Source organism: Deltaproteobacteria bacterium GWA2_45_12 (genome assembly GCA_001797365.1).
GTDB lineage: Bacteria > UBA10199 > UBA10199 > UBA10199 > UBA10199 > UBA10199.
The window spans coordinates 12,610-36,399 of the sequence record MGPH01000027.1 but is presented as its reverse complement, the minus strand read 5'-3'; the positions used below and the strand labels follow the sequence as shown (position 1 = coordinate 36,399).

General features: G+C 44.8%; 26 protein-coding genes, 1 other RNA gene and 1 pseudogene. 18 read left to right on the top strand and 10 right to left on the bottom strand.

All coding sequences use genetic code 11. The features are described 5' to 3' along the window. Window positions 1-95 precede the first annotated feature (95 nt). From A2048_06475 to A2048_06430, 10 genes are all read left to right on the top strand, one after another. Window positions 96-341, top strand: a complete 246-nt coding sequence (locus tag A2048_06475) for a hypothetical protein (protein OGP09510.1) — start codon at window positions 96-98, stop codon at window positions 339-341. Between the two features lie 2 nt (window positions 342-343). After that, entirely contained in the window at window positions 344-640 is a 297-nt protein-coding gene (locus A2048_06470) for a hypothetical protein (GenBank protein OGP09509.1), read from the top strand. A 115-nt stretch (window positions 641-755) separates the two neighbouring features. Next, window positions 756-1,439 carry a DNA-binding response regulator gene (locus tag A2048_06465; GenBank protein OGP09515.1) on the top strand — a complete coding sequence of 228 codons (684 nt, stop codon included), beginning with the start codon at window positions 756-758 and terminating at the stop codon, window positions 1,437-1,439. After that, entirely contained in the window at window positions 1,432-2,655 is a 1,224-nt protein-coding gene (locus tag A2048_06460) for a hypothetical protein (protein OGP09508.1), read from the top strand. Before A2048_06465 ends, A2048_06460 begins: the two co-directional genes overlap by 8 nt. Window positions 2,656-2,889: 234 nt before the next feature. Beyond that, complete coding sequence (locus A2048_06455) at window positions 2,890-4,143, top strand: hypothetical protein (GenBank protein OGP09507.1); 1,254 nt, start codon at window positions 2,890-2,892, stop codon at window positions 4,141-4,143. A gap of 72 nt (window positions 4,144-4,215) precedes the next feature. After that, window positions 4,216-5,202: a protein sphX gene (locus tag A2048_06450; GenBank protein OGP09506.1), complete on the top strand. Its 987-nt coding sequence runs from the start codon at window positions 4,216-4,218 to the stop codon at window positions 5,200-5,202. A gap of 80 nt (window positions 5,203-5,282) precedes the next feature. Beyond that, window positions 5,283-6,173 (top strand): phosphate ABC transporter permease subunit PstC, encoded by an 891-nt coding sequence (locus A2048_06445; protein ID OGP09505.1) that lies wholly within the window; start codon window positions 5,283-5,285, stop codon window positions 6,171-6,173. A 38-nt stretch (window positions 6,174-6,211) separates the two neighbouring features. Next, a complete protein-coding gene (locus A2048_06440; protein OGP09504.1) occupies window positions 6,212-7,120 on the top strand; it encodes a phosphate ABC transporter, permease protein PstA in 909 nt (302 codons plus the stop codon). 26 nt (window positions 7,121-7,146) lie between these two features. Further along, window positions 7,147-7,929, top strand: a complete 783-nt coding sequence (locus A2048_06435; protein ID OGP09503.1) for a phosphate ABC transporter ATP-binding protein — start codon at window positions 7,147-7,149, stop codon at window positions 7,927-7,929. A 131-nt stretch (window positions 7,930-8,060) separates the two neighbouring features. After that, complete coding sequence (locus A2048_06430) at window positions 8,061-8,717, top strand: phosphate transport system regulatory protein PhoU (protein ID OGP09502.1); 657 nt, start codon at window positions 8,061-8,063, stop codon at window positions 8,715-8,717. A 158-nt stretch (window positions 8,718-8,875) separates the two neighbouring features. Here A2048_06430 and A2048_06425 read toward each other — a convergent pair whose 3' ends face one another. Further along, the gene (locus A2048_06425) at window positions 8,876-9,061 is read right to left on the bottom strand and encodes a hypothetical protein (GenBank protein ID OGP09501.1); all 186 of its coding nucleotides are present in this window, start codon (window positions 9,059-9,061) and stop codon (window positions 8,876-8,878) included. Continuing rightward, complete coding sequence (locus tag A2048_06420) at window positions 9,042-9,614, bottom strand: hypothetical protein (GenBank protein OGP09514.1); 573 nt, start codon at window positions 9,612-9,614, stop codon at window positions 9,042-9,044. The genes A2048_06425 and A2048_06420 overlap by 20 nt, the downstream gene beginning before the upstream one ends. A 109-nt stretch (window positions 9,615-9,723) precedes the next feature. Here A2048_06420 and A2048_06415 point away from each other — a divergent pair, with 109 nt between their 5' ends. The 7 genes from A2048_06415 to A2048_06385 all read left to right on the top strand — a co-directional run bounded on the left by A2048_06415 (window position 9,724) and on the right by A2048_06385 (window position 14,528). After that, window positions 9,724-10,029, top strand: a complete 306-nt coding sequence (locus A2048_06415; GenBank protein ID OGP09500.1) for a hypothetical protein — start codon at window positions 9,724-9,726, stop codon at window positions 10,027-10,029. Between the two features lie 92 nt (window positions 10,030-10,121). Further along, window positions 10,122-10,616 (top strand): hypothetical protein, encoded by a 495-nt coding sequence (locus tag A2048_06410; GenBank protein OGP09499.1) that lies wholly within the window; start codon window positions 10,122-10,124, stop codon window positions 10,614-10,616. Window positions 10,617-10,634: 18 nt separating this feature from the next. Beyond that, window positions 10,635-12,539 (top strand): hypothetical protein, encoded by a 1,905-nt coding sequence (locus A2048_06405; protein OGP09498.1) that lies wholly within the window; start codon window positions 10,635-10,637, stop codon window positions 12,537-12,539. Window positions 12,540-12,735: 196 nt separating this feature from the next. Then, window positions 12,736-13,026, top strand: a complete 291-nt coding sequence (locus A2048_06400; protein OGP09497.1) for a hypothetical protein — start codon at window positions 12,736-12,738, stop codon at window positions 13,024-13,026. Window positions 13,027-13,038: 12 nt separating this feature from the next. Next, on the top strand, window positions 13,039-13,341 hold the full coding sequence (locus A2048_06395; protein ID OGP09496.1) for an addiction module antidote protein, HigA family: 303 nt from the start codon (window positions 13,039-13,041) through the stop codon (window positions 13,339-13,341). A 95-nt stretch (window positions 13,342-13,436) separates the two neighbouring features. Further along, on the top strand, window positions 13,437-13,895 hold the full coding sequence (locus tag A2048_06390; GenBank protein OGP09495.1) for a hypothetical protein: 459 nt from the start codon (window positions 13,437-13,439) through the stop codon (window positions 13,893-13,895). A 30-nt stretch (window positions 13,896-13,925) separates the two neighbouring features. Then, the gene (locus A2048_06385) at window positions 13,926-14,528 is read left to right on the top strand and encodes a hypothetical protein (GenBank protein ID OGP09494.1); all 603 of its coding nucleotides are present in this window, start codon (window positions 13,926-13,928) and stop codon (window positions 14,526-14,528) included. A 32-nt stretch (window positions 14,529-14,560) separates the two neighbouring features. Here A2048_06385 and ssrA read toward each other — a convergent pair. The 5 genes from ssrA to A2048_06360 form a co-directional block, all read right to left on the bottom strand. Then, window positions 14,561-14,947: a transfer-messenger RNA gene (ssrA, locus tag A2048_06380) on the bottom strand. Window positions 14,948-15,250: 303 nt separating this feature from the next. After that, window positions 15,251-17,407, bottom strand: coding sequence for a hypothetical protein (locus tag A2048_06375; protein ID OGP09493.1), 2,157 nt, complete (start codon window positions 17,405-17,407; stop codon window positions 15,251-15,253). A gap of 294 nt (window positions 17,408-17,701) precedes the next feature. Next, entirely contained in the window at window positions 17,702-18,811 is a 1,110-nt protein-coding gene (locus A2048_06370; GenBank protein ID OGP09492.1) for a hypothetical protein, read from the bottom strand. Between the two features lie 233 nt (window positions 18,812-19,044). Next, a complete protein-coding gene (locus A2048_06365) occupies window positions 19,045-19,542 on the bottom strand; it encodes a hypothetical protein (GenBank protein ID OGP09491.1) in 498 nt (165 codons plus the stop codon). Window positions 19,543-19,567: 25 nt separating this feature from the next. After that, window positions 19,568-20,032 carry an SsrA-binding protein gene (locus A2048_06360; GenBank protein OGP09490.1) on the bottom strand — a complete coding sequence of 155 codons (465 nt, stop codon included), beginning with the start codon at window positions 20,030-20,032 and terminating at the stop codon, window positions 19,568-19,570. 86 nt (window positions 20,033-20,118) lie between these two features. Between A2048_06360 and A2048_06355 the strand changes: the two genes are divergently transcribed. Further along, window positions 20,119-20,973 (top strand): hydroxyacylglutathione hydrolase, encoded by an 855-nt coding sequence (locus tag A2048_06355; GenBank protein OGP09489.1) that lies wholly within the window; start codon window positions 20,119-20,121, stop codon window positions 20,971-20,973. Window positions 20,974-20,991: 18 nt separating this feature from the next. On the opposite strand, the gene A2048_06350 is transcribed toward A2048_06355, so the two are convergent. The 3 genes and pseudogenes from A2048_06350 to A2048_06340 form a co-directional block, all read right to left on the bottom strand. Next, complete coding sequence (locus tag A2048_06350; protein ID OGP09488.1) at window positions 20,992-22,212, bottom strand: AAA family ATPase; 1,221 nt, start codon at window positions 22,210-22,212, stop codon at window positions 20,992-20,994. Window positions 22,213-22,294: 82 nt separating this feature from the next. Beyond that, window positions 22,295-22,876: a hypothetical protein gene (locus A2048_06345; GenBank protein OGP09487.1), complete on the bottom strand. Its 582-nt coding sequence runs from the start codon at window positions 22,874-22,876 to the stop codon at window positions 22,295-22,297. 3 nt (window positions 22,877-22,879) lie between these two features. Further along, window positions 22,880-23,790: pseudogene (locus A2048_06340) on the bottom strand (hypothetical protein).

Here is a 23,790-nt window from a genome sequence, read left to right as displayed (position 1 = left end):
CTTGGTCGGGGTTCATCCCATTGATTCTTTTTAAAAATACATTGATTCTTTATCAGGGTATGTTAGTTTAACGTTTGTTAAACAAAGGAGGCTTTATGTTAGGTGTAAGATTAGATGATGATTTAGATAAACAACTTACACGATATACGCGTAAGATGGGTGTAAGTAAGAGCGAATGTGCCAAACAAGCTTTAAAAGAATATTTAAAAGGCAAAGCGATTGAAGAGTCTCATGATAAACGCACCTTAAAAGGCCTTGAGCAAATCGATGAAGGCCATGGAATTCCAGCTAATAAAGTATTTGCCACTTTGGATTCATGGACGAATGAGGGTGAAATCTGACCATGAAACTTGTTTTTTCCCCCGTTGCCATCGAGGATCTTCAGAGACTTTATATTTTCATTTCAGAGAGAAACCCTTCTTCTTTAAAAAAAGCAGCCAAGCGCCTTAGGCAAGCTTTTGAAATTCTTAAAGAGCACCCCTTGATAGGGTATGAATTAGATCACCTTACAGGAATTCGTGAGCTTTTGGTTCCTTTTGGGAAGGGAAATTATGTCATTCGTTATCGTGCCGAAAAAAAACGCGTAAGCATTGCCCATCTTTGGCATAGCCGTGAGGATCGAGAAGCAAAAGAGGCTTAGTTTTTCGTCGCTCATCTTTTGTTCATTGCCAGCCAATTTTAATCCCTTCTTTACATTCTCTTTACGATTGTGGTCGTATAGGTTCCCAAAAAGTTGGGGGAAAAAAATGGAACCGATCAAAGTGGTCATTATTGAAGATGAACCTGATATTGCGGAGCTTGTCCGGTATAATCTGCAAAAAGAAGGTTACAAACCTGTTATTGCTAAAGATGGGTTTTCCGGGCTGAAGCTGGTTAAAAATGAATCGCCCGATATTGTCCTTTTAGATGTGATGCTTCCCGGCATGGATGGAATTGAAGTGTGCCGAAAGTTGAAGTCGGATGCGGTAACGCGGTCGATTCCCGTGATCATGATGACGGCCAAGGGAGAGGAAAGCGATGTGGTTTTGGGCCTGGGTGTTGGGGCCGATGATTATGTGAAAAAACCCTTTAGCCCCAAAGAGCTTTTGGCTCGTGTAAAAGCCGTTTTAAGACGCATTAATAGTTTGCAGGATGAAGATGCCAAAGATCGTATTGAACTTAAAGACCTTGTCATTGACCTGCCCCGCCATGAAGTAAAGGTGGGCGGAACCCCCATCGTTCTTACGGCCACTGAATTTCGTCTCATTCATTTTTTAGCTTCCCATCCAGGGCGCGTTTTTAGCCGTGAACAACTTCTTAATCGCGTCATTGGCGAAGATGCCGTTGTGGTTGACAGGAACATCGATGTGCATATTCGGGTCATTCGCAAGAAGCTGGGGAAAAAGAGGGATCTTATTGAAACGATCCGTGGAGTGGGTTACAAGTTTGGCGATGAGTAAAAACGGCTTTTTTTGGCGGCTTTTTCCCAATCGTTTTTTAAAACGCGCGGTCCTTCGTGCGGTTCAACCCATTTTAAACATGCCGATTTCCGAAGAGATGTTGGGGAAAGATTTTTCTTCTCTGATGGAAAGTATCCATGAATTGTGTGCCAAGAAAAAAAGTCAACTTGAAGATCTAAGTACCGACCAACAAAAATTATCGGCCATCCTGGCCGCCATGGAAGAGGGCGTTGTGGCAGTAGATGACCAGGAAGATGTCGTTCATATGAACAAGGCCTGTGGGGACATCATGAACGTGGATCCCCTTATTTCCATGGGAAGAAAAATTTGGGAAGTAAGCCGCATTTCCGATTTAAATGACCTGGTGACCCGTGTTTTTAAAACCAAAACGGCCCATAAAAAAGAGGTGGCCTTGTTTACAGCAAAAGGGGACCAGATCATTCGTTTAAATGCCGTACCCATTCAAGGAGGAAACCAACAATGGGGTGTTCTTGTGGTGATGGATGACATTACCGAGTTGCGCAAGCTTGAAACAGTGCGGCGTGATTTTGTGGCCAATGTTTCCCATGAATTAAAAACGCCAGTCACCGTGATTCGCGGTTTGGCCGAAACCATTTTGGATGACCCTGTCATGGAAGCGGCTCAGCAAAAAAGTTTTCTGGAAAAAATAAAAGATCAGGCCCTGCGCTTGTCCGATTTGGTGACGGATCTTCTCACCCTTTCACGCATTGAATCAAACCGACCTTTTTCAGACCTGAAAATTCTGGATTTAAGAGATGTGGTTCAAACAGCCTATCAGAATCTTTTGCCATCGGCTCAGCTTAAAAAACAAAACCTGGAATTATTTATCCAAGAGTCTCCGATGAAAGTGCATGCCGAAGCCGAGGGTTTAAGACAGATTGTTGATAACTTGGTGAGCAACGCCATCAAGTATACGCCGGAAGGGGGATCTGTTTGTGTCGAGTTACATACCCAAGATGGGGTGGTTACTTTAAAGGTAAAGGACACAGGGATTGGGCTGGCTGCCGATGATTGTGCCCGTGTCTTTGAACGGTTTTACCGTGTCGACAAATCCCGTTCCCAAAACCAGGGAAGCACGGGGCTGGGGCTGGCCATTGTGAAGCATTTGACTTATGCCTTTGGGGGTACGGTGGGGGTTGAAAGCTCGCTGGGTTCCGGAAGTACTTTTTGGGTGACCCTACCTTTGGTTTCGTAGGGGCTATTTTGTTGGTCACCGAGCGGAGCCGAGGTGCCCGCCCTTCGACCTTTCGACTCCGCTCAGGGACCACTTCGCTCAGGGATCGGTCACTCCCTACAAGATTTATCTCCTCTTTATATAATCTTCACACACTCCGAATAGATATCGCCGCCAGTGTAGGCGGCCGTTTGGGAATCCGTGTAAGGCGGTTTGCGAACGGCCCCTACTAAACACCATTAATAAGGAGATAACATGAAAAAATTTAATCAAAAGGTCGGGGTTTTGGCCCTGGCTTTAAGTTTGGTGATGCCGCTTGTAGGTATGGCCAATGGAAGCTCTTCCTCCTCTTCTGAAGATCCCAATACCTTCCGTGTTTTTTGGAAGGAAGGCGTGAATTTTCAGACTGCGGACAAAAAATTCAAGTTCAAAATTGGGGGACGTTTGCATACCGATGTGGCTTACAACAATGCCGACCAGGAACTGATCGATGATTTAGGCCCCTTAAATCTGGATTCCGGCGCTGAAATTCGCCGAGCCCGTATTGAGCTGGGTGGTTTGTTTTACGAACGATTTGAATTCCAGGGTGAATTTGACTTTGCCAATGCCGGTGGCGTTGAATTTAGAGACTACCTGTATCTTGGTGTGGCTGATATCCCCGTTGTTGGAGGAATCCGGGTCGGTTACATGAAGGAACCTTTCGGATTGAATGAATATATCAGCAGCAATGCCAATACATTCATGGAAGTAGCCAATGCATGTACCTTCTGCATCGGCGGCAATTTGGGTTTCCAAATCCATAACGATCCTTTAGATGGCAGAATGTCCTGGCAGGCCGGTGTATTTAAAGACACAGATAATCGTGGCCGCCTTGAAGAAGGGGGCAATATTGATCTGACAGGCCGCATAACAGGCCTTCCCTGGTATGAAGATGATGGAGAAAAACTGGTTCATTTAGGATTATCCTACAGTTTTCAGAACTATGCCGATCATGCCACCAGCTTTGCCCGCGCCGAAAACGGCATTACGGGCAATTATGTCAATACAGGAAGTATTGCCGCGGCTAATGCGCATTTAATCGGTACTGAATTTGCCCTTGTCTACAAACCCTTCTCTTTTCAGGGGGAATACATCAATGCATTTGTAAACGCGGATGGAACCGGTGTTCAAAATCCCAATTTCAACGGATTTTACGCGGAGGCTAGCTACATTTTAACCGGTGAGCATCGCGATTACAAAAAAGGCAACGGTGTTTTTGGATCCGTGAAACCCAAGAACAATTTCCTTAACGGAGAAGGTGGTTTGGGTGCCTGGCAGTTGGCGGCTCGTTATTCCCGTGTTGATCTTAATGACGAAAGCGTTCTTGGCGGCATTCTGACTGATTATACCGCCGGCGTGAATTGGTATCTTAACCCCAATGTTCGCGTCATGGTGAACTACGGGTTTGCCGATCTTAAGAATTCAGGACATTCCAACTCGGTGATGACCCGTTTCCAAATTAATATCTAATTTCATTCAGGTGGCGGGCACAAGGCGTTAAGCCCTGTGCCTTTACCGCTGAAAATTATTAAGGAGTTTTTTATGAAAACAAAATTGATTCTTGCAAGTTTGTTTGTAACTTTGATCGCGCTTAAATCATATGCCGGTGTAACGGGGTTGGTGACTGTAGATGGCTCGAGCACCGTGTTTCCCATAACCGAAGCAGTTGCTGAAGAATTTCAAATTGCCAATCGTGGGGCAAAAGTCACTGTGGGTATTTCTGGTACTGGAGGAGGTTTTAAGAAGTTCTGTCGTGGAGAAATTGATATTTCAGATGCTTCCCGACCCATTAAGGCCGAAGAAATGCAAATCTGCAAGGATGCCGGGATTCAATATGTTGAGCTTCCAGTCGCCTATGATGCCCTCACCATTGTTGTGAATCCAAAAAATCCCCTTTCCTCCATCAAGGTGGAAGAGTTGAAAAAAATGTGGCAGCCCGAAGCTCAAGGGGTTGTGACCAAATGGAATCAGATAAATCCTTCCTGGCCTAATCAAAACTTAAAACTTTATGGGGCAGGATCGGATTCAGGGACGTTTGAATATTTTACCGAAGCCACCGTGGGAAAAGCCAAATCTAGCCGTGGGGATTATACGGCCAGCGAAGATGACAATGTCGTGGTGCAAGGAGTCGCCACGGATGTGAACGGCCTTGGGTATTTTGGTTATGCTTATTATGCCGAAAACCAGGGGAAGCTCAAAGCCCTGGCCATTGATAACGGCAAAGGCCCTGTGGCTCCTTCCAAGGAAACTGTTGAAAACGGGACTTATACTCCTCTCTCCCGCCCCATATTCATCTATGTCAACAAGAAATCCCTTGAGAAGCCCCAAGTGAAGGCTTTTGCGCAATTTTATCTGGCGCAGGCAGCAAGTCTTGTTGCCCAGGTGAAATATGTTCCCCTTCCCGCAGGGACTTATCAGCTTGTGGCTGAAAGATTGAACAAGCAGGTGTTGGGAACTTCCTTTGCTGATGTTCATGCCGGAAGCGGTTTGAAAGTGGAGCAGGTTTTGGCCAAATCTCCAAAATTATAATAGAGATTTTGGGAACAACTTGTTAAAAACAAGGGCCCCATTTGGGGCCTTTGTTTTTTGTGTGTAGGGGAAGTCAAAAAATGTCCAAGCGTTTTTTTCGTCAATCCAAGGAAAAATTGATTGAAGCCATTCTCCTCTTGGCCGCTTCTTCTTCCATTTTTATTACCATGGGGATTGTGGGGATTTTAGTTTATGAATCGGTGCAATTTTTTCGTGAAGTCTCTTTTTTTGATTTCATTACCGATACCCAATGGACCCCACTTTTTGAGAATCCCCATTACGGCATTTTGCCCTTGTTAAGCGGTACGCTGACGACAACTTTTGTGGCCCTTTGTGTGGCCATCCCTTTGGGAACCATTGCGGCCATTTTTTTAAGTGAATATGCCTCCCATCGTTTAAGGGAAATAGTAAAACCCCTTTTGGAATTATTGAGTGCCGTGCCCACGGTGGTGTATGGATATTTTGCATTGTTGTTTGTAACGCCACTACTCCAGAAAATTTTTCCTGATCTTCCGGGTTTTAATATGCTCAGTGCCGGGCTTGTTATTGGGATCATGATTATCCCCTATGTAAGTTCAGTCAGTGAAGACGCCATCCATTCAGTGCCCATGTATTTGCGGGAAGGTTCCTATGCCATGGGGGCGACCAAAATGCAGACAGCTTTAAAGGTGGTGATGCCGTCGGCTATTTCAGGGATTGCTGCAGCGTATATTTTGGGAATTTCACGGGCCGTGGGTGAAACCATGGTGGTGGCCATTGCTGCAGGGATGCAGCCCAATTTTACGTTTAATCCCACCCAGCCTGCTGAAACAATTACGGCTTATATTGTGCAGGTAAGCCTGGGGGATTTACCCCATGGGGGGCTTGGTTATCGAACCATTTTTGCAGCGGGGCTTTCACTTTTAAGCATGACCCTGGTGTTTAATATTATTGGGCATTGGCTTAGAAAAAAATATCGAGAGGTATATTGATGTAGGGACCCCGCACCGCGGGGTCCCTACGCGGAAATATGTCCGACATCAAAAAAATCATTGCCAAGCATAAACGATGGGATTTTATTTTTTCCATTGTGGGGCTTGTTTCCATGTTTGGGGCGCTGTTGGTGTTGGCTGTGCTTGTGGGAGATTTGTTTTTGGACGGACTTCCCCGGTTTTCCAAGGATTTTTTTATTTCATACCCTTCCCGTTTTCCTGAAAAAGCCGGTATTTTATCGGCCTGGGTGGGGACTATTGCCATCATGACAGTCACGGCCTGTGCAGCCATCCCGCTTGGTATTGCCGCAGGAATTTATCTGGAAGAATATGCCCCAAAAAACTGGTTTACCGACATTATTGAAATCAATGTTTCCAATTTGGCCGGTGTTCCTTCCATTGTTTATGGCTTGATGGCTTTGGGATTGTTTGTTTATGAACTTGATCTGGGGCGCAATATTCTTACAGGGGGCTTAACCTTGGCTCTTCTTATTTTGCCCATGATCATCATTGCCACGCGCGAGGCCATTCGGGCCATTCCCCAAGCCATGCGCGAAGCTTCCTATGCCATGGGGGCGACCAAGTGGCAAACAACGCGGCACCATGTTCTTCCCTATGCTTCCCCCAGTATTCTTACCGGAATTATTATTGCTTTGTCTCGGGCCATTGGAGAAACAGCCCCTTTAATTACGATTGGGGCTTTGACCTTTATTGCCTTTTTACCCCAATCACCCATCTCGACTGATTTTCCTTTTATTTCATTTGAATGGATTAAAGAGGGTTTTACAGTGATGCCTGTGCAAATGTTTAACTGGATTTCAAGACCCCAGGAAGCTTTTCATTTCAATGCGGCTGCCGCAGGGATTGTTTTGATGAGCTTGACACTTTTAATGAATGCCGTGGCGATTGTTATTCGTTATCGCGTTCGCAAACGCATTAAATGGTAGCCCGCCTAGGCGGGTAGGGAGATTCTATGACAGATCCTTTGGAAGGTTTGGAAATAAAAGCCGCCGTTAAAGACCTTAATTTTTATTATGGCCAGGTTCAGGCTTTAAAAAACATCAATTTTTCCATTCCAAAAAACAGGGTAACAGCCCTTATTGGGCCTTCCGGGTGCGGTAAGACCACCTATCTTCGTTGTTTTAACCGGATGCACGACCTTTATCCGGGAAACCGGTACGAAGGTTCCATCACTCTTTTCCCGGATGATTTTAATATTATTGGAAAAGGGGTTGATCCCATTGAGGTGCGCATGCGCATCGGGATGGTTTTTCAAAAACCCAATCCCTTTCCAAAATCAGTTTATGAAAATGTGGCCTATGGCCTTAAAATAAGGGGGGAAACAAACAAATCATTTATAGATGACAAGGTTGAAAATGCCCTGAAAGGGGCGGCCCTTTGGGATGAAGTCAAAGACCGCCTGCATCAGGCAGCCAATAATTTTTCCGGCGGGCAGCAACAGAGGTTGTGCATTGCCAGGGCCTTGGCCACCGATCCAGAAATTCTTCTTTTTGATGAACCCACCTCGGCTTTGGACCCCATTGCCACATCCCGTGTGGAAGAATTGGTTGAAAGCTTAAAAGAAAGAGTCACCATCCTCATTGTCACCCACAACATGCAGCAAGCCGCCCGTATTTCTGATTTTACGGCCTTCATGTATTTGGGGGAAGTTATTGAGTTTGATACTGCGGATGTCATTTTTACAAATCCTTCAAAGAAAAAGACAGAAGACTATATTACGGGCAGGTATGGATGAAAAACGGGGTTGTTGATTGTGGAAAGAGTATGTTAATTCAAAATATACAAAATATAAAGTAGTCAGTAGTCAGTAGTCAGCATTCTTGATTTTATTCTGACTTCTGGATTCTGACTACTGACTTCTTCAACATGACCATTCATTTAGAAAAAGACCTGGAACACCTGAAAAAAGAAATTCTCGCCATGGGTGCTGTTGTTGAACAAATGCTTAACAAGGCCATTAGTTCCTTTGTGCGCCGGCGTGCCGATCAGGCTGAAGAAGTATTGGGGGAAGATGATGTCATTGACCGCAAGGAAAATGAGATTGAAGAAGAATGTTTACGCATGCTGGCCCTTCAGCAGCCGGTGGCTTCTGATTTGCGCTTTATTATTACCGTGATGAAAGTGAATAACGACCTGGAACGCATGGCCGATGTGGCGGCTAGCATTGCCAGCCGCGCCAAGTATTTGGCCACGCACGACCCTATTAAACTGCCCGTTGATTTCACCAAAATGGTGGAAAAGGTTCAAGGCATGGTGCACCAGTCTTTGGATGCCTTGGTGAATATGGATGTGGTAACCGCCCGCAAAATTTTACAGCAAGATGATGATGTCGATCAGATGAACCGCTCAATGTATGCCTCTTTGGAGGAATTGATGATCAAAGATTCACAAATTATCAAACGAGCCATGAATGCCCTTTCGGTTTCCCGCAATCTGGAACGTATTGCCGATCTCGCCACCAATATTGCCGAAGACATCATTTTCATGGTGGAAGGCCATATTGTCAGGCACCGCTACGAATAATATCAGTTTTCGTTGTTATCACAGGGGAGGCATTCGCCGTGTTCGTCGGCACCACAGGGGCAATCTCCTTCAGGTTCCCCTTGAGCCATCGCAGGGGTGATAAATAAAACCATCATAAAAAAGATCATTAAAAACCATCCGTGTTTCATAAGTTCTCCTTAAGGGCTTGGGTTGAGCACCACAAACCCTGTTTCATAGTAATAATAAATTTTATTTGTGCCAGCCTGATTGCGGTCCGTATATACGCAATATTCGGGTTTGGATTGGCTTCCGTCAACAGCTATTTTACAAGCCGGGTTTGATGAACAAGTGGCTCCAAAATTGTTATTTTTGTTTGGCTTCATCATTTTTTGGCATGGATACCATGCTGAGATAGGATTTCAGTTCTTCGATGGTCTCAAGAATATCCTCAAGCGCACGATGGGTGTTTTTCTTTTTGAACTTGGCCCCGTATTTGGCTTTGAAAATTTCCTTGAAGGAACTGACATCGACAATGCGGTAATGCAGGCGCTTGGAGACTTCAGGCATGTATTTAAGGGCAAAACGCTGATCATTGCCGACGGAATTCCCACAAAGAACCACTTTCTCATCTTTTGAAAAATATTTCTGGATTAGTTGAAGAAGATCGGTTTCAACCTGGGCCAAGGGTTTGCCGTCTTTGACCTTGGCAGTAAGGCCGCTTTCCCCGTGGTGTTTTTTACACCAGTCGTTCATGGCTTCCAAAACATTTTGAGGCTGAAAAACAACCTGATCGTATTGCTCCAAAACATTAAAATCGACATCGGTGATAATCACAGCCACTTCAAGGATGGAATCCACCTTCTCATCAAGCCCCGTCATTTCCATGTCGAGCCAGAAAAAATATTTCAACGGTTTTTCGTTTTTTTCGTTTCCCATTTTGGCGAGGTTAGCCATGTTTGTTTTAAAAAGACAAGAAAAGACAAGATTTGTTACGTTAAATATCTTTACTTGAAGAATTGATGTCCTTTAGGTTATTCCCACTTCCATGTTCCCCAAAAACATTTGTTTTCAGAATTCAGATAGTCTTCTTATTACTTGGGAGGATGGTCACGAAAGCTGTTATCCTTTTTACGATTTAAGGCTGGCTTGCCGTTGTGCCGAATGCATTAATGAGGTGACCGGGGAGAAGGTCTTGAAAAAGGAAAATGTTTCCCCCTATGTTTATCCCACCAATCTGGAATATGTCGGCCGCTATGCCCTAGGGATTTCTTTTAGCGACGGCCATAAGACGGGTATCTATACCTTTGATATTCTTCGGAAATTATGCCCTTGTTGTAAGGGTAATTCATGAATTGCCCTTACAGATACAAAAAAATCTAAGAAACCAGGGTTCTTATACGTTAATCAAACGAAAACTTATTTTACGCGATACAAGGAGCAATTATGGCGTCCAAAAATGATGCGGAAAAATCCGAATGGCTTCACAAAATTTTGGTCCAATATGAAGGCTCGCTCTTACGTTATGCCGGGCGCCTTTTGGGAAATAAAGAAAAAGCCAAGGAAATGGTGCAGGAAACCTTTGTTTCGCTTTGGAAGGAAGATCCCCGCAAAGTGTCAGATCGCCTGCCCCCGTGGCTTTACAGAGTGTGTCGCAACAAGGTTTTGGATTTTTTAAGAAAGGAAAAACGTATGGAGCTCTTACCAGATCCCGAAATTGTTCCAGATGATCCTGTGGCAGATAAGACAACGCATCTGGGGAGAAAAGTTATGCAATTTTTGGAAAAACTCCCAAAAAACCAGAAAGAGGTTGTCATTCTCAAATTTCAAAATGACCTCAGTTACAAGGAAATCAGCGAAGTCACCGGTTTGTCTATTTCGAATGTGGGATATCTTTTACATCATGCCATGAGTGCGATCCGGTCGGAATTAGCCCTTTAATTTATCAAGGAGATTTTTATGAAAATAAACAAAGAACAATTAACAAATTACGCCCTGGGGGAATTAAACCAGGAAGAATCAGCGCAGATTGAAAAATTGTTGGCTGCAGATCCAGAGCTTAAAAAAGAATTGGAAGACATCAAACGATTGAGTCTTCTTTTAAGCCAAGAACTTAAGGTAGAACCTCTCCCACGTTTATTGCCAGAGGAAAGAAAAAGCCTTCAAGAAAAATTGGTTCGAAAGAAAAATTTTTGGGTTCTCCCGTCTTTTAAAATTGGATTGTCCCTTGGAACTTTGGCTCTTCTTTCCTTGTTTATCATTCGCACCCAGTCCCCATCTATTTTAATAGAAGCCAAAAAAGAAAAAGAAATGAAACAAGTTCCGCTGGTGAATCTGCCCATTCCCTCTGACACCACTCCTCCGGCTCAGGAAATCATGGCCTCTCAGAAGGCAAGTTATTCGTTTGAACCGGAAAAGGATGGCACATTCAGGCGGTATGGAGGGCCCATGAATACGGAAAGCTACGACCGAATTGATGAAAATCCTTATTTTTTGGTAGGTCGGGATCCGCTTTCAACTTTTTCCATTGATGTGGATACGGCCTCGTATGCCAATGTGCGCCGTTTTATTGGATTGGGGGAATTACCTCCCAAAGATGCCGTGCGTCTGGAGGAATTCATCAATTATTTTCCCTATTCCTATCCGGCGCCTGATTCGGAGACTCCTTTCTCAGTAACCACTGAAGTGGCTAGTTCTCCATGGAACGAGGCTTATCGTTTGATGCGCATTGGCCTTAAAGGGAAAGAAATAGAATGGAACAAACGCATGCCTTCCAATCTGGTATTTTTGATTGATGTTTCGGGATCAATGGAAGATCCAAATAAACTTCCCTTATTGAAAAAAAGTGTGGAGTTACTTGTTGAAAATTTATCGGCCAAAGACCATGTGGCCATGGTTGTCTATGCTGGAGCCAGTGGTGTTGTGCTTAATTCAACAAGTGGCGATCAAAAAGAAAAAATCAAATCAGCCCTTAATGAACTCAGTGCGGGAGGATCTACAAACGGGGGCGAGGGGATTGAGTTGGCCTACAAAATTGCCAAGGAAAACTTTATTTCGGGTGGATTAAATCGGGTTATTTTAGCCACTGATGGTGATTTTAATGTGGGAACAACCGGCGAAGGAGATTTAACTCGTCTCATTGAAGAAAAAGCCAAGACGGGTGTTTTTTTGAGTGTACTCGGTTACGGCATGGGCAATATCAAGGATTCCACTTTGGAAAAATTGGCGGATAAAGGAAATGGGAACTACGCCTATATTGATTCGCTTTTGGAAGCCAAAAAAGTTTTGGTCGAAGAAATGGGCGGTACCCTTTATACGATTGCCAAAGATGTCAAAATTCAGGTGGAGTTTAATCCTGCTACAGTAAAGGCTTATCGCCTTGTGGGCTATGAAAACCGCATGCTTCGTCATGAGGATTTTAATGACGACAAAAAAGATGCCGGGGACATTGGGGCCGGGCACACTGTGACCGCATTTTATGAAATTGTTCCCGTGGGTGCTGAAGTCCCCGTTGGCAAAGTGGATGGCCTGAAATATCAGAAAACGGAATCAAAACAAGTAGTACCAAGTGACGACCTGGTCACAGTAAAACTGCGTTACAAAGAGCCTAGCGGCAGCACGAGTAAACTTTTGGAAAAGGTGGTTAAAGATTCACATCAAAGCTTCGAGCAAGCTTCCACCGATTTTAAATTTGCCAGTACCGTGGCTTCTTTTGGAATGCTGCTTCGCGATTCTTCTTTCAAAGGAAAGATTGGTTTTGATCAGGTGATTACCTGGGCTAAGGAAAACCTGGGCGAAGATCGTGGCGGATATCGTCATGAATTCGTCCGTTTGGTTGAAGCGGCCAAGGGGTTGAAGCGATAATTTTTACATAAAAACATGTGCCCTGTTCTTTTAAAATTTAGCCGTTGCCGAACCAAAGACCTGAAACCCCCACATTGGTTGGCAAGTTTGTATCCACTCTAATCACATGCCCGGCCTAGGCTCCGATCTTGGGATGATTTTAAAAAACATAAAAATACCTTTACAAGGTATACCTATTTAAGGTATATAAAATATAATGGCCATACGCTCTTTTACAAAGCCGGAACTCAAAGAATTTTTTGAAACCGGAAAAGTCCCTAAAAAAGCCGAGTGGCAAGGAGTTAAGAAGATAGTGGCCAGAAAGCTCGATGTGCTTGCCTATGCACACGTCTTAGATGATTTGAAATCCCCTCCTGGGAATCATTTGGAGGCTTTGAAAGACGATTTAAAAGGGCTGCACAGTATACGAGTGAATGACCAATGGAGAATAGTTTTTGAGTGGACACCACAAGGAGCAGCGCAAGTCCGAATAATGGATTATCATTAAATTGGAGGCTTTATGGCAAAACGAAAACCCACAACTGCTGGTGAGATCTTACAGGAAGAGTATTTATCTCCCCTGGGACTCACACAAAAAGAATTTGCGGATCATATCGGCACTGATGTGAAGGTCATCAACCGCCTGGTCAATGGCCGTACTAGCATCACTGCCCCGCTTGCTTTAAAATTAGCTGCCGCCCTCAACACTTCCCCTGAATTCTGGCTCAACGCCCAAAAGGCGGTGGATATCTTTGAAGCTTCAAAAAGTATCGGCAAATTACCTCGAGCCCTGATATTCAAAGGACATTTAGCACATGCCTAAAAACTCCTTCGACCAAACTATCATAGGGCCTTTGTCATCTCGGTAGGATGACCACTCTCCAAACATTCTCCTTGCCAGGGTTCAGTTCATCGGGCATGAAAACTTTTATGCCTTCAAAAAATTCCAAAAAATCAACCGCCAAAGTCTTTGACCTGAAGAACTATCAATTGCCCGACAAATATGGCCAATGGTTGGGATATAAGATCATCAGCGTTGACCGGAAAAAGAGGCAGGCCAAGCTGGGTTTGAAGTTAAGGGAAGACCATCTTTCCCCGGCGGGGCGCATTCATGGCGGGGTGATTTCCGGATTTTTCGATTTTGCCTGCGGAGCGGCCGTATTTTCAAGCATGGAGGCCGATGATTTTTGCTCCACCGTTGAAATTAAGGTGAATTATTTCAGACCCCTTCATAAAGATGACGAACTCGAAAGCCATTCGCGCGTGGTTTTTCGCGGAAAACGTCTGTGCGTGGTGGAAGCCTTCCTCTACCGCCAAGGCGTCAAAGCCCCCGTGGCCATGGCCACCGCCACGTTTAATATTGTGAGTGGGAAGTAGGGGGATGAGATAAAATCAGAAAGAAAATCCATGAAAAAAGAACTTATTATAAAACTACACGGGGCATTCGAAATATGTGCACAACACGACGAAGACATAGAATATTGGTTAGCCCGTGATCTCCAGCGGTTACTTGGTTACGAAAAATGGGACAATTTTTTAAAGGTTATTGATAAGGCTAAAACGGCCTGCCAGACCTCAAAATATAATATTGAAGATCATTTTGCCGACGCCGGGAAAATGATCGATTTAGCTAAGGGTGCTCAGCGAAACATCGATGATATCAAACTCACCCGATATGCCTGCTATCTGATCGCCCAAAATGGAGATCCTCGTAAACCTGAAATCGCTTTTGCTCAAACCTATTTTGCTATTCAAACACGAAAACAAGAACTGATCGAACAGAGACTTGGTGAATGGGAACGTCTTCAAGCACGTGAAAAACTCACCTTATCTGAAAAGGAACTTTCACGAATAATCTACGAGCGGGGCATTGACCATCAGGGTTTTGGACGCATTCGCAGCAAAGGCGATGCTGCATTGTTCGGTGGGCATTCTACCCAAGAAATGAAAAACAAACTTGATATCCCTGATGGACTACGGCGCGACAGCCTTCGCAAATTTTGCAAATAGGCTTGCCGAGCCGTAGCCCGTAGGGCGAAGGCTGGTGGAGGTGCGGGGAATTGAACCCCGGTCCGGAAAGGTTAGCGCTAAGCATCTACAGGTTTATCTGGCAAATTGTTTTTAGCCTGGCAGTGGCCTTACCAGCGAAGGCTTTGCCAGGCGATCCCAACAGATTTAACTCTAGTTTCCCATGGGCCTGGAAGCTAGGGCGATCCCAATTAGTTTTCGCCCGTATCCCCCGTTCGGGAGACAGAGGTACGGACGCGCGGTCAATTAAGCCGCGAGAGCAAGCTCAGTGTCTGAGTTGGCTTTTGAGTTGTTGAAGTCGTTTTCCGCCAGAGGCGGATCAGCTTTTGGCTGAAACGAGGGCCTTCAGCTCGACCTGCAACTTAACGTTCATCACTTCCCGTCGAAACCATTTCACCCCCCATGCTGTTGAAAAAGCATCATCTGCTTCGTTGCCCGCCTCAACCCCTCGTCAACGTATCATCAAGATACGTCTCCTCGGGATTGCGGCGGGCGCCTCGCATCTGATGCTTTTTGAACAGCATGCAAAATGCGAGTGGGCCTATAAATTTCTGAATCTCTACAGCAGAGAAGAAAGCGGGCATGGATTGAACAACAATTCTTCGGGTCAAATTTTCAAACAGCAAAAAAACACGAAACTCACACTAAACCCGGGCTTGGGGTTTGTCAATCATAGGGGCTCACCCCTTTTTTTTTGGAAAATTTTAAAGATTGACGTCTCTTAATCCTGGATAAACTGGTTTTTTGGGAGGGGGTTCTTTGGGTGGGGTAATGGATAACACAATGCCATCGGTATTATTATTGCCTGTTGCAGACAGGTTCCCTGTTTGTCTGAAGAGACGGTCGATTTCTGATTTTATTTCCGGGTTTTCATTTTGAAGTGTGCGAAATCCTTCTCGGTCCATAAACTGGGCATTACGAAGGCTCATGGCCAAAAACTTGTAAATCTTTTCTTTTTTATTCCATTCTCCAACCATTTTTTCATAGGCCTTGATCAGAATGGGAAGGGCTTTTACATACAGGCCGGCCCTGAAATGCTGGTATCCTAGGGCGTATTCCACCATGCCCGGTTTGTTTTCCAAAGTTTGAGCAGGGGTATTCATGCGTTCCAGGGTGCTGATGGCTTTGGCATAGGCTTGACTTGATGCAGGGGTTGGTTTGAGTTGGTCTGCCTGGTCCCTAAAAGCCTCTATTTTTTTGGCATCAAGCTTTGGATCTAAAAGGGCAAAGGCCCGCTCGGCAGCGTCTTTATCAAGGGTACGACCCAAAATAAAATAGTATCGCGAAACGATATACAGATAATCCCTTTTATCCCGGGAAGCGAGTTTGTCATAAAATTTTTCAGCCTGATCAAGAGATTTTTCAATGCCACTTTCTTCCAAAACTTTTTTGGTTTCGGCATATTTCTTTTCAGCGTCTTTGATCAATTTGTCTTTAGTGGGGGCGTCATTTTCCATGTCGGCTTTGAGCATGAGATCACGAGCTTCTTCTACCAAGGTGTATCCATGTTCGGTTACCGACCAACCCAGAACACGCAGGGAGCCCACGTATTCTGCTTCGGGAACAGTGATGCTGTCCTTGTATTGTTCGGCAATTTTCTGGTGGTTTGTCTTGGCTTCGGCAATGGCGGGCCAATAAGGATTCTCCATTGTCTTGAAACGATGGGCCTGTTTGGCCTTGCTGTAAATGACCCATGAAAGCACGTTGCGGGCCTCGACATTAAAAGTATCTTCGTTAAGGACGTTTCTAATCAGGCTTTCGGCCCTTCCAAAAAGCCCCGTGGCTTGGGCTTGCAAGGATGCTTGGCGGTTGTCTACAAGATGTTCGGCATGTTCATAAAGGGTCCATGCTAATTCAATGGCCGCATGATGAAACGGGATACCGATTTTTCCTTCTTTACCAAAAGAGGTTCCTTTAACCGCTTCTTCAATGGTTTTTTTAGCTTCTTCATACAATAAATCCGGCATTTCATCGATGTCTTCACTCCCTGACAGGACTCCCGCCAATTCCCTGGTAGCTTTGGCATAGAGAATTTTAAAATGAATATCCTTGAGTTGCTCAGTGCCTACCCTGGCCAGTTCACGGGCCGCACGATAATAATTTTGGGAATCGTCAATGGAAGCGGCATTGTCCCCTTTTTCAATGATGGAATCCGGAAGGTTGTAGAGAAATGTTTTCCATGCTTGTTTGGCAGGTTCCGCTGTTTGTGTGGCCTGGTATATGCTGATGGCCATGTTTTTAAGGAATTGGGGGTTTTCGGCATAAACCCTGCCCAGAAGATTGACCGCTTCATTAACGTCTTCCGATGAAGGATTTTCCTGAAGGGCCATCACGGTTTGCTCAATGGTTTCCTGGGGTTTGTTCAAGGCGAAGTAAACATGGGCACTTAAAATGGAAACATAGGATTTTGAAATGCTTTGAAAATCTATTTTTTGCTGATTCATTTTGTTCAAAATGGCTACGGCTTTTTCTTTTTCTGCGTTATCGCCCGTATCCTTGCCTATTTCCGCATAGAGGTAGGCCAAGTGAAGATAGGGGCGGGGGTTACTAGGAGCATTGGCAATGGCTTGGAGATAAAATTTTTCGGCAAAATTGTTGCTGGCCCTGTATGGGTTGATGAATTTGGCTGTGCGTCCCAAGGCAGTAAGAGCTGTGGCGCGGTCATAAGCGTTGCGGGCTTCGTCATAGGCTTCCAAGGCCTGACCAATGCTTGCCTGGTCATCGGCATTAAAGAGTGTTCCCCATTGCCCAATATGGGTTTGAAAGGCATTGGCATCGGTTTCGTCGGGGATGCCATCAATGTTGATCTGATTTCGGATGGCATAGGTATGAACAATAGGATCTATTGTTGGGAGAGCCATAAATTTTCCTTCCTGAAAAAATTTATCCAGTTATCGTTTTTTTCTGGAATGGGTTGCTAGTTTTTTTAGAATTTTTTTAAGGTAAAAACCAGGGAAAAAGATGAAAGCCGCAAGGTTTTTATCCTTCGACAAAAACTCGGCCCCTTGGGGCCGAAATAAAATGACGGATAACCCTGAGCGAATCCCGCATTGCGGGATGAGTCGAAGGGTGGCTCAGGATGAAACTCGGGGGCTTGCCCCCGAGTTCTTCATTTTGCGGCTTATTTAAGATGAGGTCCAATTATAAGATTGGACTTAGAAGAGAAAAATATAGCTCTCGGCTGTACGAGCATTTAAGCCTTTAACCATGGGCATGGAAGGTGTTTTGGCCCCTTTCCATCCTTCCAATACATAACCATCCCCTGGCCCGCCATTATCGCCTCCACCACCGCTTGCCACAAACCCGTCTCCAGGACCGCCATTATCACCCCCACCGCCACTGGAAGTGGCGCCTGACCCAGAGTCAGAACAAAACCCATCTCCGGGCCCACCATTATCTCCGCCGCCGCTTGCCACAAACCCATCCCCTGGCCCGCCATTATCGCCGCCACCACCACTGGCAACAAATCCGTCCCCCGGGCCACCATTGTCTCCACCGCCTCCACTGGCCACAAAACCGTCTCCAGGACCACCGTTATCACCCCCACCGCCACTGCAAGCAACACCTACTCCCGTGACAACGGGATCAAGCCATTGGGAGCTTGCTGTTGTTTTTTGCAATAGATCATTCATGTTTGTGGGAACGATCTCGTTTGTTTCGGCTGTAAGTAAAAGATCATCTACAAGATTGGCCGCAGTCTTCCCAGAAGCAAAGTTGATGTCGGCTACCATTTCATCCAAAACGCTGTTTTCATCAGCCAGATCTTTTTTAACCAAGTTGTTGGAAGCCAAATCAATGGCATTTAAAAGGATGTCTTTTGTTGTCCCCTGAAGAAAGGAAGCATAGGCCGCCGCTTCAGTCATTTTAACCGAACTAGCCAACGCTTTTATTTCAGAAGTGCTAAGCCCAAGGCCCGCTTTTATTTTTCCTGAAGCGTCCAAATAAATGACTTTGTCAAAAGCCGATGTGGGCTTGGCGATAATGACACCTCTTTTATCTTTATAAGCCAAAGTCGATATTTTAGGAACGCCCGCACTAGTAACGACATATAGGCTGCCCTTGGCTTTGTTGATCGGAGACCCTACAAGGATGGGTTCGGAATGACTTCCCATCATAAGGGCTGCCGACCCATTTTGATGATGAAGATTGATTTCTTTTGTATGCGTTTGAATGGAACCACCGACAAGTTCGGCATGCGCCGGACGAGCGATGAAAGAAACCAAAAATCCCAATAGGCTGGTTGCGATTAAAATTTTTCCCTTCATAAAAACCCCCTTTTTATCATTTTCCTTCCCCTTTTCTCGGCAAGCTTAGCTATCGCAAGGAGAGTACCAAGAAGAGGAACTTTAATAAAAATATATTAATTTCATATACTTATTATTAATATTGTGGGGTATTTTTGTGATTTAGATATATTCATTTCTTAAAAAATAAAGCGGGTATTCATAGAAAGAGGAAGCTTTTGGCAGAAGTGTCTACAGATAAGAAAAGTCGTCACTTATTTGACAATTTTAAGATGGCCTTTTTTGGGTTTGGAGGGGGCAGGGGGAGGGGGGGGTTGATTTTCGATGACTGAAAAAGCAGGCTTGGTTTCTTTTTTGATTTGATCGTTTACGTTTTCCTTGGCTTCTTCGTAATCGGGAGGCAGGTGGGCTTTGGTTAAGAGTTCTCCGGGAATGCTTTCAGGAAAAACGACGGTTTCAGACAAGCCTTGGGAGACCATGCCATAAATACCATCAAAGGGAATGTGGCAAAAAAAGGGGATGGATCCAAATTTGAGGGTGCCTTCCACATGATCCTCCACAATTTTGAAATCAGGAATGTAAAATTTGTAGGACAGATTCAAAATAAGCTGGGGATTGTATTTATGTTGGTTGGGCACTAAAACATCGCTTCGTTGGGAATCGACAAAAATAGTCACCAACCCCTCTGTTAACAGGCGTTCAAGATGCGTTTTTTTGTCAATGTTGGGGGCTTCGGTGAGTTTCATATTCATGTAGGGGCGGGTTTTAAACCCGCCCCTACCTTTTTTTCATTTCCCTTCTTATTTGCCTGTCGCTTTCCCTTCGTTTGATCGTTTCCCTTTTATCAATGGTCTTTTTACTTTTACACAAGCCTAATTCTACCTTAGCGCGGCCTTCTTTGAAGTACATTTTTAGAGGAATAAGAGTGAGTCCCTTTTCTTGTATTTTACCAATCAGTTTTTTGATTTCAGAACCATGGAGTAAAAGTTTACGAGGCCTCATGGGTTCGTGGTCGGCATGGTGCCGGGTTTGATAAGGGGAAATGTGGCACTGCAAAAGAAAAACTTCACTTCCTCGCAGGGTGGCATAAGCGTCGCCCAAATTAGCCTGCCCGGCCCGAAGCGATTTGACTTCGGTCCCCAAAAGAACAAGGCCTGCCTCAAAGCGTTCCATGATTTCATAATTAAAACGCGCCTTGCGATTTTCACAAATAATCTTGATGCCTGTTTGCTTGACGGCCATAGTGGGGCTGGAGCATATAAGGGAGGTTATTTTTGGGCAAGATGTGTTTCCGTTGGGGTGCCAGTAAGAACGGTGATTGACCGATGATGAAAATTATCCAAATTCCTGCCTTGCAAGACAATTACACCTATCTTCTTATCTGCGAAAAGACGGGTGAGGTTGCCGCGATTGATTCGCCGGATGCGCAGGTGACTAAGGATGCACTGCGGGCGTATTTCACTACGCCCTTACAGGTAATGGGGGCGCAGCAAGCAGCGCCCCTACGGGCCATCTGGAACACGCACCATCATTGGGATCATACGGGAGGGAATGAGGGGTTGGTGGACCACCCGCCCCCTAACCCCCTCCCCTTTCCGCGTACCGGAATCCCGCTACGCGGGACAAGGGAGGGGGGATTATTCCCTCTCCCCTTGGGGGAGAGGGTTAGGGAGAGGGGCCCAATCCCCGTGTTTGGCGGCGCCTATGATCGGGATCGCATTTATGGGTTGAACCACCCTCTCAAGGAAGGGGATGAAGTTCGGTTGGGCGGGCTTAAATTCAAAATCATCGACATTCCCGGACACACCCTGGGTCACATTGCTTACTATGGTCACGGAGTTGTGTTTTGCGGCGATACTCTTTTTGTGGGCGGGTGTGGGCGATTGTTTGAGGGGACGGCGGAACAAATGGTATCTTCTTTGAATAAATTAAAAAATCTCCCCGACGAGACAAAAGTTTATTGCATGCACGAATACACACAGAAGAATTTGGAGTTTGCACTCATCTTGGAGCCGGGCAACAAGGCGCTCCAGGAAAAATACCGGGACGTTGTTGAAAAAAGAAAACGCGGCGAATCGACGGTACCTTCAACGATCGGCGAGGAGAAATCATACAATCCATTCTTAAGATGTGGTTCGGTGGAAGAGTTTGCAAAGATTCGGGCGTTGAAGGATAAGTTTTAACCGCTATCAGCGGGAGATTCAAGTCACAGGCGTTTTCGCGTTAGATTGAGTTCTTTGTTGCAGTCCTGTTGGCATCATACGTTTCATAAATTCAGCGAAAAGAGGCACCGTAAAATTGATGTCCCCATGTGATTGGCTATAAATCATACCTTTTTTAATGAGGGCACTTCGAACAGGTGCTCCTGATTGAACTTTAATTCCCAACAAATTTGAAATATCCCCCGATCGATAAGGCCCAGCACCCAATTCGGCCATGGCTCGAAGATAGTTTTTTTCATTTGGCGTGACTCTGTCGAAACGGACTCTAAAAAAATTCTCATCCAGTTTCTTGATGATTTGCGGAGTAGCATTTTGAATGTCTTCAAGGGTGATGGGCGATGCTTTTGCAAAATTCCATGTTTCATAGCCCCATTCCTGAAGGAAATAAGGATACCCCTGAGTGGTTTTTAAAATATTTTTGATGGCCAAAGGATGAAATTCCACACCTTCCTTTTTTACAGGTACGTTCAAGGCTTCCTCGGCTTCATTTTCGTTCAAGGCTCCAATATTTGGATAATTGAATAATCTTTCTGCATAAGATTTTGCTTTTCCCGCCAAGCCAACAAGCTGAGGCAGTCCTGCTCCCATCAACACCAAAGGAAGTTGTTTCTGACCAATAGCATGAATAGCCATAATAAGAGCCCCGAATTCCTCCTCTGGGATATATTGTAACTCATCGATGATGAGAGCCACTGCCGTGTGCCTGGCTTTCGCTGCTTCTGCAATAGCGATGAATAAAGTGGTTAGATCCGCTTGCAGATCCCCACTATCAGCTGTTCCTTTTTCAGGATCGATGCCCATGCTCATGTTGAAATCATCATTCCCGAATTTGATGGTGCCGATAAAGCTGCGGAACACACGCATGGCACGTTTGACGGTTTCATTTAAATGTTCCATTCGATCAAGTTTGAATAAAATTTCTCGTAAAGGGGGTACTAATAGCTGGGAGAGTTTTTTATTTTCAGGTGTCTCTATAAAAAAAGCCTGATAACCAAGTTGCAAAGCTTCATCATAAATTGTCCTTAAAAGAACTGTTTTTCCAACCCCCCTTAGTCCAATGAGCAAAGAACTTTTTTCTGAACGTCCACTTTTGATGCGTGCCAAGGTAACCTTCGCCTGATCGATAATTGATTGACGGCCTACTAATGCTGGTGGTGGTGTTCCGGCTCCTGGGCTAAATGGGTTTTTGACAGGGTCCATATTATAATAAAGTTAATTAATTATAAAAAAGTATATTAATATAATTAATAAGTCTGATAACTTCAATATAATTAATGCAAAGTCAATACAAAAACAAGGTGGCCAAGAAACTGATGATGATTGGCAAGAGGAGATTATCCCAATCTCTAAACGGCAACGATTCCAAAAATGCCCCGGCAAATGAAAGAACAACAGCCTGCGGGGGATTTAAATAATAAAGGGAAACCGGCAGGGCCGCAGCCAAAAAAGCAAGGGATCCTGTGACTGTTTTCCTTTCCAAAAAAGGAAATCGCGTTCCGCCCCATTTTTTCCCAAAAAAAGCGGCCATGGTGTCACAAAATCCTGCCTGATAAATACCAAGAATAGAGGCTTCCGGAGGAAAAAAGGTGATGGCCACAAGAACACCCACCATCAAAAATAAAGGGGCTCTGGCAAAAGAAGTTCTTTCATTTTCTCTCTGAAAAATTCTTGTGAATCGGTGCAGAGAAACGATGTTTTTTTTAAGCTTAAGCCATTCAAAGACAATATAAATGGCTATAAAAAAAAGAATAACCCCTTGAGTGTAAGGAAGTGATTTAGCTGCCGCAAAGGGAACCAACAAGCTAAGTGCGTGGATTGTTTTTCGCGGGAATTCAAAAGAAGTTTGTTTTTTTTGGGGTGTCATTTTCTATCCCCTACGCTCGTTGGCTTCGGGGACGGGCCTTGCCGGGTCAAAACCCTCCGCCTTAGAGAATCTTGGGTCCAGGGCTTGCCCTGGGGTTGATACCCTTGATTGATATTCAAGAAAATCCTTGCTTTCCGGCTTGAACAAATTGTGGCGGACGAATTTGTTGTTGATGCTTTCAAGATAATCTTCGCCCAAAATAAATCCCAAAAACCATTTTAAGATATTGGCAAAAGGTAAAAATAAAAGAGCCAACAACCATAACTGAACGGTGTGTGTAATGCTTGTTGTTAAAAAAGTGCCATCATGAAGGCTGAAACTGTTTTGAACAAGCAAAGGCAGGCATGCCAATGCAAGCCCTCCTGTCACTGAACCCAAAAGGTAACGCACCAAATAGGCGTGATTGCGTGTGAGTTTGCGAACAAGTCCAAACATAAGAATGCCAGTACCCAAGCCTCCTATAAAAAGGGTGCCCCACATAAGCCAGGGGACATTGAGGAAATAAGCGCTTGTTTCGGGATGAGTGAGGAAAACAGGCTGGTTTTCAACAAAGGGCAATAAGCTTATTCCTTTAAATAGAACAAAAGGCATTAGCCCGCTTATGAGGCTGGCTATCATCATAAGAATGCTGGCAATGAATCCGAATAATTCCTGAACAATGTGATGGGCTATTAAGAGCCAACTAACAAAGAGGGTTGCCAAGGAGATCTGCCCCAGCGGTAAATAATGGGAAGTGCCGTCCACAATCAGAAGTAGCGGGCTTGAATTGAAAAAATTAAGTGTGGAATTGCCAATGAGCAAGGTCATTATGGCCAAAACAAGGTTGATAATAGCAAGGATGAGAATCACCCAGGATTTTTGATGGTGCATGGTGGAGGAAAAGGTATCAAATTTGTGAGTGAGCGAAAAGAAGA